General features: G+C 68.3%; 8 protein-coding genes. 4 read left to right on the forward strand and 4 right to left on the reverse strand.

All coding sequences use genetic code 11. The features are described from left to right. Positions 1 to 36: 36 nt before the first annotated feature. Together G4D83_RS36035 and G4D83_RS36040 are read right to left on the reverse strand one after the other, a co-directional pair. The gene (locus G4D83_RS36035; RefSeq protein WP_163869433.1) at positions 37 to 2,604 is read right to left on the reverse strand and encodes a S8 family peptidase; all 2,568 of its coding nucleotides are present in this window, start codon (positions 2,602 to 2,604) and stop codon (positions 37 to 39) included. 69 nt (positions 2,605 to 2,673) lie between these two features. Next, positions 2,674 to 7,029: a DEAD/DEAH box helicase gene (locus G4D83_RS36040; RefSeq protein WP_163869434.1), complete on the reverse strand. Its 4,356-nt coding sequence runs from the start codon at positions 7,027 to 7,029 to the stop codon at positions 2,674 to 2,676. A 285-nt stretch (positions 7,030 to 7,314) separates the two neighbouring features. Between G4D83_RS36040 and G4D83_RS36045 the strand changes: the two genes are divergently transcribed. Both G4D83_RS36045 and G4D83_RS36050 read left to right on the forward strand, forming a co-directional pair. After that, a complete protein-coding gene (locus tag G4D83_RS36045) occupies positions 7,315 to 9,174 on the forward strand; it encodes a trypsin-like serine peptidase (RefSeq protein ID WP_163869435.1) in 1,860 nt (619 codons plus the stop codon). Positions 9,175 to 11,033: 1,859 nt separating this feature from the next. Next, entirely contained in the window at positions 11,034 to 12,311 is a 1,278-nt protein-coding gene (locus tag G4D83_RS36050; RefSeq protein WP_240357015.1) for a hypothetical protein, read from the forward strand. Positions 12,312 to 12,323: 12 nt separating this feature from the next. On the opposite strand, the gene G4D83_RS36055 is transcribed toward G4D83_RS36050, so the two are convergent. Together G4D83_RS36055 and G4D83_RS36060 are read right to left on the reverse strand one after the other, a co-directional pair. After that, on the reverse strand, positions 12,324 to 12,920 hold the full coding sequence (locus tag G4D83_RS36055; protein ID WP_163869436.1) for a DUF2378 family protein: 597 nt from the start codon (positions 12,918 to 12,920) through the stop codon (positions 12,324 to 12,326). Between the two features lie 69 nt (positions 12,921 to 12,989). Continuing rightward, positions 12,990 to 14,459, reverse strand: coding sequence for a sensor histidine kinase (locus tag G4D83_RS36060; protein ID WP_163869437.1), 1,470 nt, complete (start codon positions 14,457 to 14,459; stop codon positions 12,990 to 12,992). 174 nt (positions 14,460 to 14,633) lie between these two features. On the opposite strand from G4D83_RS36060, the gene G4D83_RS36065 reads away from it, so the two are divergent. After that, on the forward strand, positions 14,634 to 15,596 hold the full coding sequence (locus G4D83_RS36065) for a PLP-dependent cysteine synthase family protein (protein WP_163869438.1): 963 nt from the start codon (positions 14,634 to 14,636) through the stop codon (positions 15,594 to 15,596). Positions 15,597 to 15,740: 144 nt separating this feature from the next. Further along, on the forward strand, positions 15,741 to 16,058 hold the full coding sequence (locus G4D83_RS36070; protein WP_240357017.1) for a hypothetical protein: 318 nt from the start codon (positions 15,741 to 15,743) through the stop codon (positions 16,056 to 16,058). The last annotated feature ends 60 nt before the right edge of the window (positions 16,059 to 16,118 follow it).

Below are 16,118 nucleotides of genomic sequence, written 5' to 3' on the forward strand. Positions count from 1 at the left end.
ACTGCCCCGGGAACCGGCTTCACTCCGGACAGCGACTCAGCGACAGAAGCCGTCGGACCGGCAGGTCGCGGGAGACGAGCAGGAGAGGCCCGTGCCGATGCAGCTCGGCTGACAAAAACCGCTGCCCGTGCCGTCGCTGTAGCAGAGGTAGCCCGAGCGGCAGTCGCCCCGGCCAGTGCCCACCTCGCGAGAGCAACTGTCCAGACAGTTCTTCAGGCCCGACGTACTCACGACATAGCACTTGGAGCCCGTGGGGCACGCCGCCGCGTTGCACACCAGGGAGCAGTAGCCGCCAGGGAAGTTCGTGTTGCAGAACCCTCCCGGGCAGTCGAAGTCACCCCCGCATGATGCGCCCACGTCCAGCGTCGGGTCATCGTCGATGGGCGCCAGCGGGAGCAGGTCGAAGCTGATGTTCGGTGTGGAGGCACCGGTCTCCACGTCGAGGGGTTCGAAGGAGTCGATGTTGCGCCAGAAGCCCGTGCGCTCTCCGTCCTCGAACAGCTCGCCGTCCTCGTCGTCATCGATGGTCGCCAGCACGTAGTAGGTCCTGGGCGCCAGCGCGAGGGAGTAGGCATAGCCGCGCGACGCGCGCGCCACGGTGATGGCCTCGTCGGCCGCCTCCCACTCGCCCGACACCGCGTCCTGCCAGACGAAGGCGACCACCGCATCCAAATCGCTCGACGACCCCACGCCAATCTTCAGCGCCACCGTCGCGGAGCCCGCGGCGCCGGAGCCCACGAGATTGAGCGTCACCACGTAGTCCCCATCCGTCAGTCCCGCCGTGTTCACCGCCACGTCCAGCGCCGTCGAGCCGAACGCGGGCACCGTCTTGGTGCTCCCCCCTGGGAAGGTCACCGCGGACTGCTGGGGGCCCGAGACGGTGGCCGTCACCACGAGGTTGCCTCCCTGATTGCCTCCCACGTTGCTCAGCGTGAGCTGCTGCGTCGCGCTCTGCTGGAAGAAGAGCGTGGTCGTCGACACGCTCAGCTTGGGCAGCTCCAGCGAGGGGTCCGTGCTCTGGATGCGGCGCAGCGCCGCCTGCGCGTTGATGAGCCCCGCGCCACAGCCACCCGTGCACTGCGCGGCGGGAATCGGCGTCGCGGTGGCCTTCAGCGCGCTCTCCGCCTGGGCCGACGTGAGGTCCGCGGTCAGCTTGGCCGCCGTCGCCGCCATCAGCGCCACCACGCCGGCCACGTGCGGCGACGCCATGCTGGTGCCCTGGGAGAAGGCATACGCGGGCTGCCGGTTGTCATCCAGCACGGTGGACAACACGCCGTCCGCGTACCCGTCGCCGTTGAGGTCCTCGCGCATCTCTCCACCGGAGGCCACCACGTCCACGCGCGCGCCGTAGTTGGAGAAGCTGCTGCGGCGGCCCGACAGGCCCGTCGACCCCACGCAGATGACGTTCTCCTGATTGCACGGCGTGCTGTTGGAGGCGTCCACGTTCTCGTTGCCCGCGGCGACGACGATGATGGCGCCACGCGCGACGGCGGCGTCGATGGCGTCCTGGTAGAGCGCCTGCGGCGGCGCGGTGCCACCCAGGCTCATGTTCACCACCTTGGCTGCCCTGGCCGGGCTCTGGGAGATGCCAGGCACCGTGCCACCGGTGGCCCAGGCGATGGCCGCCGCGATGTCGAAGCTGTTGCCACCCTTGGTGCCCAGCACGCGCACCGGCAGAAGCTGCGCGTTCCAGGCCACGCCCGCGACACCGGTGCCGTTGTTCGTCACCGCCGCCACGGTGCCCGCCACGTGCGAGCCATGCCACGACGAGCCGCCCTGTGGCTCATCGCCACCTTCGTCCAAGGGGTTCGGGTCACGGCCGTTGCCGTCACCCGCGTTGGTCGGGTCGGCAATCATGTCGTAGCCCTGCACCACATGAGCGTTGAGGTCCGGGTGCGAGACGATGCCGGTGTCGATGACGGCCACCACCACGCCGTCCGCGCCCGACTCGATGTCCCACGCGGCCGGCAGGTTGATGGTGGGGTAGTGCCACTGCAGGCCGTAGCCCTTGTCGTCGGGGACGGCCGTCTTGTACATGCGCAGGTTGCGGTCCGTGAAGCGCACGCCCGGCACCGCCGCGAGCCTCGACACCAGCTCGCGCGTCTCGCCCGCCGTCACCGCGTGGCCGTCCTCCGCCTCGAAGCCCACCAGGTGCAGGTGCTCGCTCGCGTAGCCCTTGTGCACCGCGCGGTAGCCGGGGAGCGCCGTGGCGGACAGCACGCGCTCGGGGGACACGCCCGATTCCTCGAAGCGGACGACGACGTCACCGGGAATCGTCGCGTCTTCCTGGGGGACGCGAGCGAGCGGCGGAGGCCCCAGAGGCGCGGGGATGATGGGCAGGCCCGGGTCCGTCTGCTCCAGCGCCGCGCGACGCACCCGCAGCTCCTTCGTACCGCGGAGCTGCTCCTTCAGTCTCGCCAGCACGCCCTTGCCGAAGGGAAGGTGTGTGGCCCGGGAGACGCCTCCCTCGGAAGACTGCTCGTTGCTGCGGAACGGCGTGAGCGTCCCGGCGACGGTGCCGGAGTCCGCATCTGGACCATCGCCGGACTCGTCACACGACGTGGCCGAGAGCAGCAACAATCCAACGAGCAATAGACGACGCATTCGAGAGAACCCCCTCCTGAAGATAGCGAGGGGGACCCTAACACCGGGAGTGCATGCCGACGCGGATTCTCAGCTCGCCTGCGCCACCCCGCCGCCGCCCTCCGTGTCATCGCCAACGTTCTCCTCGGACTCGTCCTCCAGCGCGTCCACGCCGCCCGGCACACCGTCCACGTAGGTGACGACATTGCCCGGCATCGCGGGCACACGCGGCCCCGGCGTCACCACGCCCGTGAGATTGAGCGGGTCCACGCCAGAGAGCTGCACGCGCACGCCGGAGGGAGGCTGCCGCCGCACCGCGCGCGCCATGTCCACCGCCTCCGGTAGGGCGAACTGCTCACCGACGAACCCCGCCACGAAGCGTCCACCCCGCACCTCGCCGCGCGCCTCCATGCGTCGGTAGACGAACAGCAGCTCACGCCACGTGGGCGCCAGCGCCTCGCGCATCACCAAATCCCGCCAGACGATGCCGTAGCGCTGGAGGAACAGGCGCGCCAGCGAGTCCATCACCTCGTCGGACGTCTTCGGCTCCGCGGGCGCCAGCAGGCTCCAGCGTCCAGGCCCTCCGCGCTGCAGCAGCTTCTGCCGCTTGCGATGCGCCGGGCTCTGGAGCACGCGCAGGTTCTGCACCGCGTCCGCCGTCACCAGGCCGCGCGCCACCAACTCCCACAGCGCGTCCTCGATTTCCGCCGGCAGCCGTCGCGCTCGGGACACCAGGTCCTGGAAGAAGCACGCCCCCCGTCGCTCCAGCACCGCCACCACGTCCTTCGCTGCCGCACTGAGGTCCGGTGGCGTCCACACGTCCCCATCCGCGAGCACCGCGTGAGGCCGCGCCGCCGCGAGCATCCACTCCAGGTCCTCGCGCAGCGTGAAGGTCAGCGGAGCGTTGCGCGTGGGCGAGGCACGCGAGCGCGTGGGCGCGGGCACCTCCGGCTCCGGTGGCAACACGGGCGCGCCACGACGAGGTCCCGGCACGGGCTTCGGCTGGTCCTTCATCGTCAGCCGACCCCAGGCCACCTCGCCCGCGTAGCAGGCCCGCTCCAGCATGTCCGGCGTGTAGCCCCGCATGCGCGCGGGCAGGAGGAAGCGCTCCCACGCGGAGGCCGGCGCCTCGTAGCCCTGGAGCAACCGCACCGCCTTGATGAGTCCCGTGGAGCCGCGCAGCGCGTCCACGTCCTCCATGTGGTGCCATCGGAAGAGGAAGCGCATGAAGTCGCGCCCGCTCAGCGGCTCGATTTCCCGGCGCAGCCGCCCCACCGTCATCCGGTGGATGCGCTGGAGCAGGCGACGGTCGCACCACTCCAGGGGCAGCGCCTCTCCCGGCGCGAGCGGCGTCTCCAGCGGACGGAAGCGGCCCCGCAGCACGGTGCCCTGCATCTCCAGCTGATGCATCGCCGCGTTGACTTCGTCCTCGCTCAACACGCACAGGCGCGAAAGCTCCGCCACCGTGGTGGGGCCCACGTTCTCCATCCGCCCCCGCACCACCTGGAGCACCGCGGCCTCGCGCTCCACCGGCCGGTCATGCGCGAGCACCGGCAACGGCGGCTGCGTCACCCCCTCTGGGAACAGCACTCGCACCGCGCTGCCACGCTCGGCCGCGACGAGGAAGCGCCCGGCGGGCAGGTCCAGCCACGCCACCCGGCCCTGCTCGAACAGCGGAGTCGCCAGTCCCTTCGGAATCTCCGAGTCCCGCACGAGCACCCACTGGAGGAGCATGTCGTGCAGCTCGTCCTCGTCGCGCATCGGCGGCGCGGCGTCCTCCACCACCGTGGCGATGGCCGTCGCGTCCAGCGCACCGAAGGCCGCCGCGTCCTCTGCCGGCAGCGCGCGTCGCAAGGCCACGTTGCGCACGCGGCGCTCCTCGGCCGGCGCGTCATCCAGGAAGGTGTACGGCTGGCTGTGAATCATCGCGTGCGCGAAGACGCTCGGCTCCGGCACGTCGCGGGCCTCCAGACGGATGCGGCCGTCCTTCATCTGGCGGAGCACCTCGCGCAGGCCCTCCACGTCCATGGCTTCGTGCAGACAGTCGTCCATCGTCTGCTTCACCAACGGATGGTCCGGCAGCTCCACGTCGCCGCCGCCGTGATTGTCCTGACAGCCCACCTGCGCCGGGAAGACGGCGGCCAGCAGGTCCTCGCTGCGCGCGCGCTGGAGGTTGGGCGCCACGCGCTTGCCGCCCATCATCCGGTTGAGCGCCAGCGCCCGCGTGGCCACCCAGCGGAAGCGCGTGCCGAACAACGGCGACTGGAGCACCGCCTGGACCAGCACCTCTTCCACCTGGTCCGGGTGCAGGAAGTCGAAGATGTCCGCCAGCGGGAAGGAGTGCTGCTCGCCCAGGGAAAGGAGGATGCCGTCCTCCGTCGCCGCCGCCTGCAGCTCGAAGTCGAACGAGCGGCAGAAGCGCTTGCGCAGCGCCATTCCCCAGGCCCGGTTGATGCGACTGCCGAAGGGCGCGTGGATGATGAGCTGCATGCCGCCCGCTTCATCGAAGAAGCGCTCGGCCACCACGAGGTGATTGCTGGGCACCGCGTCCAGCATCTTCTTGCCCAGCCGCAGGTAGCCCAGCAGCGCATCCACCGCGGGCGGCGGCATGCGCAGCTCCTGCTCCAGGAAGCGGGCCGCGTCGTCGCGGTTGAGCAGCTCGTCGCGCAGTCGGCCGACCTGGAGCGACAGCTCGTCCGTGCGTCCCGGTGCCTCGCCGCGCCAGAAAGGAACGTTGGGCGCGGCGCCGCGCGCGTCCTCCACCATCACCGTGCTGCCCATCACCCGCTGAATGCGCCACGCGGTGCTGCCCAGGAGGAAGACGTCTCCGGGCGACGACTCCACCGCGAAGTCCTCGTCCAGCGTGCCCACCACCTTGCCCTCCGGCTCGGCGGTGACGCTGAAGGTGAAGGTGTCCGGAATGGCGCCGCCGTTGGTGAGCGCGGTGATGCGCACGCCGCGCCGACCCTTGAGGCGCTGATTCACCCGGTCGCGGTGCAGGTGGATGCCCGCGCGACCACGTCGGTCGGCGATGCCTTCCGACAGCACCTCCAGCACACCCTGGTACTCCTCCCACGTCAGGTCGCGGTAGGGGTATGCGCGCTGGAAGAGGCTGAAGAGGGCCCGCTCGTCCCACTCCTCGCACGCGCACGCGGCGACCACTTGCTGCGCGAGCACGTCCAGCGGCTTCTGGGGGATGCGCACCGCGTCCAGGTCCCCCTCGCGCACGGCGTTGAGGAGCGCGGCGCACTCCATCAGCTCGTCGCGCGTCATCGCGAAGATGATGCCCTTGGAGATGGCCGCCTTGTGGTGGCCCGCGCGGCCCACGCGCTGGAGCAGCACGGAGATGGCCTTCGTGGTGCCCAGTTGGACGACGAGGTCCACGTTGCCCACGTCGATACCGAGCTCCAGTGATGCGGTAGCCACCATGACGCGCAGTCGGCCGTCCTTGAGCTTCTCCTCCGCCGCCAGCCGGATTTCGCGCGACATGCTGCCATGGTGGGCCGCTACGAGGCCTTCACCCAGTCGCTCGCCCAAATCATGCGCCACGCGCTCCGCCATCTTCCGCGTGTTGACGAAGATGAGCGTGGTGCGGTGCTCACCCGCCAGCGTCACGAGGCGGTCATAGACCTGGCCCCACATCTCGTGGCTCGCCAGCGAGGACAGCTCCGCGTCGGGAATCTCCAGCTTCAAGTCCCACGGGCGCAGGTGGCCCACCTCCACCTTGCGGCACTCGCGGTGGGACGCGCCGGTGAGGAAGCCGGCGATGGCATCCAGCGGCTTCTGCGTCGCGGACAGGCCGATGAGCTGTGGACGCGTCTCGGTGAGCGCCTTCAATCGCTCCATGGACAGCGTGAAGTGGCTGCCCCGCTTGTCGCGTGCGAGCGCGTGAATCTCGTCGACGATGACGGTGCGCACGCCGCGCAGCGTCGCGCGGGCGCGCTCGGCGGTGAGGTAGAGGTAGAGCGACTCCGGTGTGGTGATGAGGATGTGCGGCGGACGGCGCACCATCTGCGCGCGCTCGGACGCGGGTGTGTCACCGCTGCGCACCTGCACGCGCAGCTCGCCGGGCGTGTAGCCCTCCGCGCGGGCGCGTGAGAGCAGCTCCTCCAGCGGCTGGAGCAGGTTCTTCTGCACGTCGTTGCCCAGCGCCTTGAGGGGCGAGACGTAGAGCACCTGCGTGCGGTCTTCCAGGTTCCGCTCCAGCGCCAGCCGGAACAGCGAGTCGAGCGCGGCGAGGAACGCGGTGAGCGTCTTGCCGCTGCCCGTGGGCGCGGCGATGAGCACGTCCTGGCCGGCCTGGATGAGCGGCCAGCCCTCCACCTGGGGACGCGTGGGCTCGCCGAGTCGCTCGGCGAACCAGCGGCGGACCACCGGGTGGAAGTTCGCCAGTGCCGGGTGCGCGGCGCACTCGGCGGCGAAGTCGAGACTGATTTGCGGGGGCATGCGCACCTCTCCGCAAGAAGCCTGAACACAGGTACAGGCGGGCGTCAACGCGCGCGTGGAGCAGAAGGAGCCGCTCCTACATGCCCCACTTGGGTGCTCCCTCAGCGGACGGCCCGAGAAGACAATCCAAACGGGACTCCAAGGTGAGCACGGAGTGGCATTCGGCTATTGCTTGTCAGCCCTTCAAGCGCACGCCTACCATTCCGCTTCCCCCTCACCACCTGATTTCGTCGGCATGGGCTTCCGCCACCGACCGAGGTTCTCGCGATGACGCTACAGGAGTGCGTGGCGAAGCTCGTCTATACCGCCGCGCTGGCGACGCTCGGCGTGGGGTTCGGCTTCCTGTTCTACAACGAGTTCACCAGGGTCTGGCTCGACAAGAACCTCTACATCGGCAAGTTCGAGCTCGTAGACATGGGGGAGGAGAAATCCAGCGAAGCGAAGTCCTTCCCACGACTGGTGGCCACCTACCACAAGACCTTGCTGTACCTGCTGCGCCAGGAGGCGCAACGATTGACTACCGCCCAAAGCGGTTCCTCGGCTGCCGGGAACGTGGCGGGAAATACACCCCTGCCAGACTCCACCTTCCTGCCCAAGGAGGTTGATCCTCTCAACATCGCCGCCAGCAAGTTTTCCGAGGTTGAACTCACCATCCAGGGCGTCAACGTCACACAGTTGCTGGCCAAGATTCGTCAATGGGTCAGCACACCCAACGAACTCGTGGGAACCGTGCAGAAGAGTAGCAGTGGGGTGCGGGTGGAGGTGAATTGGAAACAGGGGCCATCGCGAACGGCCGCCGGTCACCCCATCGATGGCCAGACGCTGAACGTCTCCGGGCAGCCCGATATCGAGAAGGCGGCGTTCCACGTTGCATGCGGCCTCATCTGGGCGCAGGGGGCGACAAGCGCGGAGGACCTGGCAGCGGTGTCCCGTGCCGAGTTCTGTGGTTGGGCCGAGGGATGGACAACCTACATTGATCTTCGCGAGAGGAGCGCCACGTTGAGCGGGCTCGGCGCGGACAGCATCGAAACGATGAAGAAGCTCCGGGCCTTCTTGAACCGGATGGTGGATGGCTCGGCGACCTTCCCCGAGGTCTATCGCCTCCGAGCAGATGTCATCGAGCTGCTTCCTCCGGAACAGAAGACCGAGCAGGACCTGGCCCAGGCCCAGGGCGACCGGACGAAGTACGCCCTCATGAAGACCCAGACACCGTCGGCCAAGGCCGCGCTGGCCGCGAGGAAGACCGGACACGAGGCCTTCAAGGTCATGGCCCAGGCGCGTCCCGCGCTGCGTCTCCAGGGCGACGCGATCATCGACCCACTGTCGGACACCTGGAAACAGGTGATGAAGTCCACCCGAAGCGAGCCCTTCACCATCAGCCGCGCTACCGGATCCCTCTCGATACCCATCATTGACGACCCCCAAGACCGCAAGGCGTACCAGACCGCATTCGCCGTCGCCCCCAACATCATCATGACGGTGGGGCACAAGATTCCGCGCGAGATGCTCGGACACGAATCCCCCGTCTCCCTGCCAGCACAGTCCTGGGAGTTCACCTTCGACGACAACGCCAGAAGCCCCATGGAACACGTCCATCACGTCACAAGGATTCTCTTCGCGGTCGACAATACTCCCGGGTATGGTGGTCTTTCCTTCGCCCTGCTCGAAATCGCAAGCCACGACTCGTTGCAGCACCCCTACGTGAAGCTGGAGTGGAACAAGGACGCGGTCAGGGCCCACCTCGAAAAGTATGTCTATGTCGTCGGGTATCCTGTGTCGGGCGGTAATTTGCCTCAAGGATTCATCGACCCTCTCCTGGGTAACGAGTTCAGCACCAAGCGACTGATGCCAGGTCGGCTGCTGTCGTTCACGCCGCAGCGTGGACTTGAGCACCGACAAGTCCGAAAGCTGGTCAGCGATATCAGCACCACGCATGGTGTCTCGGGCGCGCCACTCGTGGACATGGAGAGTGACACGGTCCTGGGACTCCATATCGAGGGGCTATGGAAGGAGAACGAGGGCAAGTTCGCCTACGCCTTCGCGATGCCGGACTTGCTCGACATCCTTCCAGAGTCCGTGCTGCAGATAATCAAGCCCGGCACCATCCGTGACATCCCGACCCAACTCGGTCAGGCGTCACCCTGAGCTTCGGCTTCGTGAGGAAGCCGTGTCTCCATGATTGGGACACGGCCTCTTCTGGAGAAGCGCCTCACGGCGTCGCCGCGAACACAGCGCGCTGGTGGGCGGGGCGTGGGGTCGTCCCGCTCATGAAGTCAGGCAGGCATCCCCAGCTCTGAAGGTCTTCGGACACCGTCGTGCAAAGCCACCCCACCGAGCAGGAGCGCAGGTCCTGTGGGTCGCAGCTCGAAAAACACGCGCTACCCGTGGGCCCGCCCAGGCCGCAGACCTGGCCCGAGGAGCAGCTCTCCGAGCGCCAGGAGTCACAGGCCGACGCGCAGAACCGTCCCGCGCGTCCCGCCCTCCCCCTGACGATGCAGTTCTCCTCCTCCGAGCACGGCTTCGCGTCGGAGCACTCGTCCACGACGAGGTCCAGACACTGGAAGCCTCCTCCATTGAGCGGCGCGCATTGCCCGCCCTCGGAGCATCCCTGCTTTCGGCAATCAGGGAGGCAGGCGGCGCCACTGGAGCTCTCCTCGCAGGTATGTCCATCCGGGCAGCCTCCCGGCTCTCCCGGCACACAGAGAGCTCCGCAGCGGTGATTGATGCAGTACAGGTCCTCCTCACAGGCCTCCGCGCGACTCGTCGGCAACCGACTACACGATTCTCCCGCGCGACGAGTTCCCGCCTGGAGACACCTGCGAATCACCGGGCCCGGAACTCCTCCCGCGGCGACGCGGCAAACGAATCCGTCAGAGCACTGTGAGTCATCCTCACAATCGCTGGCCGCGCACTGGAAGGCGCCCTCTTTGTAATCGATGACGCACCCCTCCCCCTCTGGGCAATCCCCGTCGGTCGCGCACTCCCCACAGCGGAAGGCCCCTCCATCCGTCAGGGAGCAGTCCAGCAGTTCACCCGGACGCGAGGCCCGGCTCTCATCCAGAAGCGTCGCGACCTGTTGAGCCCGGTGGCCATCCTCTTCTTGGATGGGAGTAAGAGAGGTCCTCGTGACTTCTGGCCTGGCGTCCGCGACTCGCGTGCTCGTGTTGACGTAGGTCATCGACACGGCTGAGACGCCCTCGGCCGCGTCCTGGTGGACTCCCAGGGCCCGAGTGGCTGAATAGCTCTCGGAACGCGGCTCCTTCGGCATGCCCGCGACACACGCCGTTGCCGTGACGGCCCCACAGGTTCCTGATTCAACCGACACCAGCATCCAGAGGCCGTTGACCAGGAAATAGGAAAGCAACGCGACCCCGACAAAGACGCCCCCAGGAACAGCGATGCGCCCTAGCATGGGCCACAGCAAAAGCCGGTGCTGCCATTGGGCAGGCACGTGCAGGGATAGCAACAGGCCACTTCACGGCTCTGCGCATAAGCAGTGCCCGCCCCCAACGCGGCGGCGGTACCAACAATCATCACCCAACGACGCAGTCGAGCACTGAGAGTCGCCATTTCATATCTCCCTCTTGCGTGGCATCCTGGGAACCCCTTCCCTGGATGTTTGGACAACCAAAGCAACACAGCAGATAGCCCGTCCCTCGACCCAAGGCATTACCTCTCAGGAGGTACGACCGGAGCCCTCCCAAACCAGCGCGTCTTCGGAAAACGAGCCCAAGTAGCGCGGAGAGGGCAGCGCACGGAGTCGCGGAAAGGAGGCATTCTCGCGGGGAGCGGCAAGCCCGAGTGCGGCGAAGCGGGTCGGCCCTGACAACGGAACATCTGTCATCGCGACCGACAACGTCAGCTCACGCATGCATGGCCCCCCGAAGAAGCAGGTCCACGATACCCATGTCGCGGAATACGTCTCTCCCTCCACGGGGGTAGAAACCGGCCCGAACGGGGCTCCGCCCTCCCAGACCGGGCGACTGCACCGTTAAGCTGGGGACATGCGTACGCCCTTCCTCCCGTGGCTCGTCGTCGCGGCCTTGAGTCTCGGAGCCGCTCCTCCAGAGAAGGCCGAGGCGGAACCCCTCACCACGCGCATCCAACGCGCCTCCGAGTACGCCCGGTCTGGAAATGACGTAGAGGCCCAGAAGGAACTCGCACTGGCGCTCAAGGAAGCCCCCAAGGATGCGAGCGCCCTCTTCGTCCAGACGTGCGTGTTCCTGGAACAAGGCGCGCTACCCAAGGCGGAGCAATCCCTGAAGCGGCTTCGCGCGGTCGCCGCGAAGGACCCGGAGGTCGTCATCCTCGCGTCCCTGGTGGACCAGCGCCGCCGCCAGCCGAAGCTCGATTGGCATGCCGCCTTCCTTCGCGCCTGGGCCCAGGCAGGGCGCCCCCACTTCGCCGAGAGCCGCCTCTTGCTGGAGCCGCCAACCTCGTCCAGCGATGGCAAGATTGAGGTCGAAGCCGCCTGGGAACGCATCGAAGCCGTGGATGTCCGCCTCATCCTCGCGCTCTCGGGAAACGTGCTCGGAGGCCCTGCCCTGGAGTGGCTCGCCACGCACCTCGACGACGTGAAGGACCCCATCCTCCTACGCGCCGCGTTCGAGCACTTCCTGACCGCCGGGCCACAACATCCCGAGGCGCTCGCGAAGGCACGCGCCACGCTCAAGCCACGCCTCCAAAAACTCGCCGCCGAGGCTCCCCAGGAAATGCAACTCCGGTTGCTCCTGCTCCTGGGAGACACCGACCCGAAAGCGCCCTTCACTCCGGAAGAACTCGCCGAACTGGAGCGCATCGCCGACCTCGCTGACTATCGGACCGCCTCGACTCTCTCGATGTACACCGAGGCCATGCGGCTCCTGACGCTGGCGAAGGTCTCCCGCCCCCAGGCCCGTGCCTTCTCCGCCTTCGTGGGAGAGCTGGCGCTCACCGGTCCCTACCGCCTCACCCAGCGAGCACTCGTCTTGGACACGCTCCCGGCCGCGGACCGTGAGCGACTGGGCCACGTGCTGTCCTCCATTGGCGAGCGCATCGTCGAAGAGACCACGCTCGTGGAGTATCTGGTGGGCCTGCGCATGGTGATTCAGGGCGTGGAAATGCTCAACGACCCGAAGCGACGGGAGAACGTCGGCGCGGCACAGCGCCATGCCTTCAAGCTCGCGCGCGTGACCCAGCCCCAGGACATGGACCTGTGGCCCCTCCCCTCACTCCAGCGAGCGTGGACCACCGCGTCGCTCGAGAACGAGCGGGAGCACCTGCGAGCCTTCCTCACGCCTTGAGCGAAGAGCGCTTCACGCCCCCGGCGCGGGAACGGCCTCACCCACCGGCGCCAGGGCCATCCGGCTCCAGACGATGCGGTACGTCGCCGCCGTGCCGTCGAAGGCGATGGGCTCCACCAACACGTGCCCTGCACCCGCGACGCGCAGCGACTCCGCCAGGAAGCCCGCGGAGAAGTACGGGTTGTCCGCCGCCACGTCCTTCATCCACAGCGTGGCGGAGCCCTCGGCGGACTCCTCCACCCGCACCTCGTTGAAGTTGTTGCCGGCCCTCACGTTGTAGGGCACCCGCTCCAGCGTCCTCATGGGCCCCAGCCGCGTGACGAGCGACAGGCTGGCCCGCCCCACCGGTGTCTGCCGGAACCCCTGCAGATAACGCGCGCCCAGCGCCAGCCAGGCGTCCTTCGCCGGCAGCGACGGGAAGATGTCCTGCACGGCCACCCGCAGGAACGCGCGCCACTGCTCCAGGGAGTAGGCCGGTCGCAACCGCTCCGACAAGTCCAGGCCCACCCCCTTCAGCCGCTGGCGCCCCTCCTTCGTCAGGTAGGGACCCAGGGCCCTCACGAAGAGGGCCTCGACGGACTGCGCGAAGATGAGCTTCTCGGGCGACATGACGGAAAGGTGGCAATGGCCCCCCGCAACGGCGAGCCATTCGGCATTTCAAACGTCAGCTGGTCATCATCACCCCCGGGGCAGCCGCACCGTGAAGGTCGTCCCACCGTACGCACTGGACTCCACCGTCACCTCGCCGCCATGGGCGAGCAGAATCTGTCGGGTGATGTACAGACCCAGCCCCAACCCCGAGGACGCCACCGCCTCGTTCTGCACGGCCCGCGAGCCTCGACGCCATGCGGCGAAGATGTGGGGCAGCTCCTCCGGAGGAATCGGCGGCCCGCCGTTGTGGACGCGCAACACCACTTCCCGCTCACCCGCATCGCCCCACATCCGCACAGGACTGTCCACAGGACTGTACTTCAGCGCATTCGCCAGCAGGTTGCTGAACGCCTGCTCGAGCCGGTCCAAATCCCACGCGCCGCGCCCATCCCCGAGCACCTCCAGCACCAGCATCCGGCCAGGGTGGCTGGCGCGCATCTCCTCCAGCGTGCGCCGCGCCACGTCGAAGACGTCGCAGTCCGAGGCCACCACCGGGACACCACCGCCCAGCCGCGAGCGAGCGAAGTCCAGTAGCTGGCGAATCATCCGGTCCATCCGGTCCGCGCTGGTGAGGATGCGCTCGGTGAGCGAGGACTGACGCTCGTCCAGGTTGCCCTTCCGCTTGAGCTGCTGCGCGGACATGGACATGGCGTTGAGCGGATTGCGCAGGTCATGCCCGAGCATCCCGATGAACTGCTCGCGGAACTCCTCTTCGCTGCGCTCCTCGGTGACGTCCCGCGAGGTCGCCATCAGCGCGGCCACCTTGCCGTCCCCGTCCAGCGTGGGGGACAGCGTGAAGTCGAAGTGCCGGGGCCCCTGGTCCGTCGACAGCGTGACGGCGCCGCGTTGGACTTGTCCGGTGCGCAGCGCCACTTCCATTAGCCGGATGAAGGGCGCGAGCGACGGGTCCTTCGCATCCCGCGCGCCCAGCGACTCACCCGAGACGAGGGCCTCGTGGCTGCCGCGCGCCGCGTACGCCGCCTGGTTGGCGAACAGCAGACGTCCCGTCGCGTCAAACAGCGCGATGGGGTCCGCCGCGGACGCCATGGCCATGTCGAGCAAGCGTCGCTGACGTTCCACCTCTTGCGACAGCGCGTGGACCTCGCGCTCGGCGCGGCGCAGCCGCAGCAGGGCGTGGACCTGGGCGACCAGCTCCTCGGGGTCCACCGGGGCCACCAGGTAGCCATCCGCGCCGTGCTCCAGGCCATGAGCCCGGTCGCCCGGCCCCACCGCCTGTGCGGACAGATGCAGGACGAGCATGCCCCGGGTGCGGGGGGAGAGCTTCAGCCGGCGACAGACTTCCAGCCCGCTGATGTCCGGCAGGCGGACGTCCAGGATGGCCAGGTCGGTGTGCTCATCCGCGAGGGCCAGCGCCTCGCCACCGGAACCGGCTTCCACGACCTGGAAGCCCGCGAGCCCCAACACCCGGCTCGTGACATAGCGACTGGCGACATCGTCATTGACGTTGAGGATGACCGGAGAGGAGGAAGGACTCATGAAGTACGGGGCAGAGGTACTCCTTCGTACCCGCCGGCCCTCGGTCGCGCCACATCCATCGCCGCCCACGGGCGCTTCCTTACAGGCCGGGCGGACGGCCCATGGAAGCCCCGTCCGTCGGGAAGACGCGCGGGACGCTAACGGCCGGAGGCGATTCGCGATAGGGAGGACCTCATGCGCCCTCCCTGTCGCCCGCTGCCCGCGGATGGCCGCTTTCTCCAGGCCATCGCTCCCACGCCTCTCGTTCCCGTCCGGCTGGACCCGGAGGGACCCACCATCTGGTGCAAGCTGGAGTTCCTCAACCCCAGTGGCTCCACGAAGGACCGCATCGCGCGCTACATGTTAGAGAAGGCCTGGCGCATGGGCGAGCTGCAGCCCGGCGGCGAGGTGGTGGAGGCGTCCAGCGGCTCGACGAGCATCGCGCTCGCGCTGGCGAGCGCTCAAATGGGCGTGCGCTTCACCGCGGTGATGCCCGAGGGAGTCACCGACGAGCGCGTGCTCACCATCCGCGCCTACGGCGGCGACGTGGTGCTGGTGCCCAGGGCGGAGGGCGTGCGTGGCGCCATCGCCAAGGCCGAGGAGATTGCCCGGGAGCGCAAGGCCTTCGCGCCCCGCCAGTTCGAGAACCCGGACAACGCCGAGGCGCACCGCGTGTGGACGGGGCAGGAAATCTTGTCCCAGATTCCCGGCGGCCTGGTGCACGGCGTGGTGAGCGGCGTGGGCACGGGCGGCACGGTGGTGGGGCTGTACCAGGCGTTCGCGGAAGCGGGCTGTCCGGTGACGGCCTTCATCGCGCGTCCCATCGCGGGGCTCGGCTGCGACATCGAATGTTGCAGCTTCAGTCCGCGCGTGCCCGGCGTCGTCGACGGCATGTCCAAGCTGTACCGCGACTCGGACATGCCGGGGCGCGTGGAGCTGGACGTGTCGGACGAGGAGGCCATGTGCACCGCGCGCGCCCTCATCCGCCGAGGCTTCCCCGTGGGTCCGTCCTCCGGCCTCAACTACGTGGCGGCCGTGGAGGCCGCGCGGCGACTGGGTCCCGGCTCGCAGGTGGTGACGGTGTTCCCGGACCGGATGGAGCGCTACTTCTCCACCGAGCTGATTCTGGGCCGGCCCGCACCCGTGCGCGTCGCCTGACGCACACTCACGCAAAGGGCGCCGGTGTGACGACACTCCACCGGCCCTCGCGGACGAGCAGGCATCCTCATCAACCGATGTCTGGTTCACGCTGAGCGTGCATCCACGTGCGCGGCGTCCGGGGCCATGCTAGAAGCGGGCATCGTGCTCACACGCATCTGGCTATGCCTCAGCCTGTTGCTGTTCGCCCCGACGGAGGGTGGCCTGTGGATGGCCATCGCCGACGCGACGGAGACCGTGTGCGCGCAGCGTTGCCCGGATGACGATGCGAGCGGTCAGTGCGCGCCGGACTGCGCGGACTGCAGTTGCTGTGGCCATGTGCGCTCCATCGCCGCGCCCGTCTCCCCTCCCTCGCTGCTCCTGGAAGCACCCCGGCCACGTCTCGTCCTTTGGGATGAGGCCGCGCCCGCCTCGGCGGACCTGGACGACATCCTCCACGTCCCCAAAGCCCTCCTCGCCTGAGGCTGCGTCCGTCTCTTCGCGCGAGCGATTCCAGGTGAGGTGCGTCCACGGCGGTACCGG

The organism is Myxococcus eversor, assembly GCF_010894455.1.
Taxonomy (GTDB): domain Bacteria; phylum Myxococcota; class Myxococcia; order Myxococcales; family Myxococcaceae; genus Myxococcus; species Myxococcus eversor.

What these genes read in the sequence shown, in the direction of transcription:
- G4D83_RS36035 (WP_163869433.1), bottom strand. Translation starts at nt 2,604, where the DNA reads ATGCGTCGTCTATTGCTCGTTGGATTGTTGCTGCTCTCGGCCACGTCG.
- G4D83_RS36040 (WP_163869434.1), bottom strand. Translation starts at nt 7,029, where the DNA reads ATGCCCCCGCAAATCAGTCTCGACTTCGCCGCCGAGTGCGCCGCGCAC.
- G4D83_RS36050 (WP_240357015.1), top strand. Translation starts at nt 11,034, where the DNA reads ATGCGTACGCCCTTCCTCCCGTGGCTCGTCGTCGCGGCCTTGAGTCTC.
- G4D83_RS36055 (WP_163869436.1), bottom strand. Translation starts at nt 12,920, where the DNA reads ATGTCGCCCGAGAAGCTCATCTTCGCGCAGTCCGTCGAGGCCCTCTTC.
- G4D83_RS36060 (WP_163869437.1), bottom strand. Translation starts at nt 14,459, where the DNA reads ATGAGTCCTTCCTCCTCTCCGGTCATCCTCAACGTCAATGACGATGTC.
- G4D83_RS36065 (WP_163869438.1), top strand. Translation starts at nt 14,634, where the DNA reads ATGCGCCCTCCCTGTCGCCCGCTGCCCGCGGATGGCCGCTTTCTCCAG.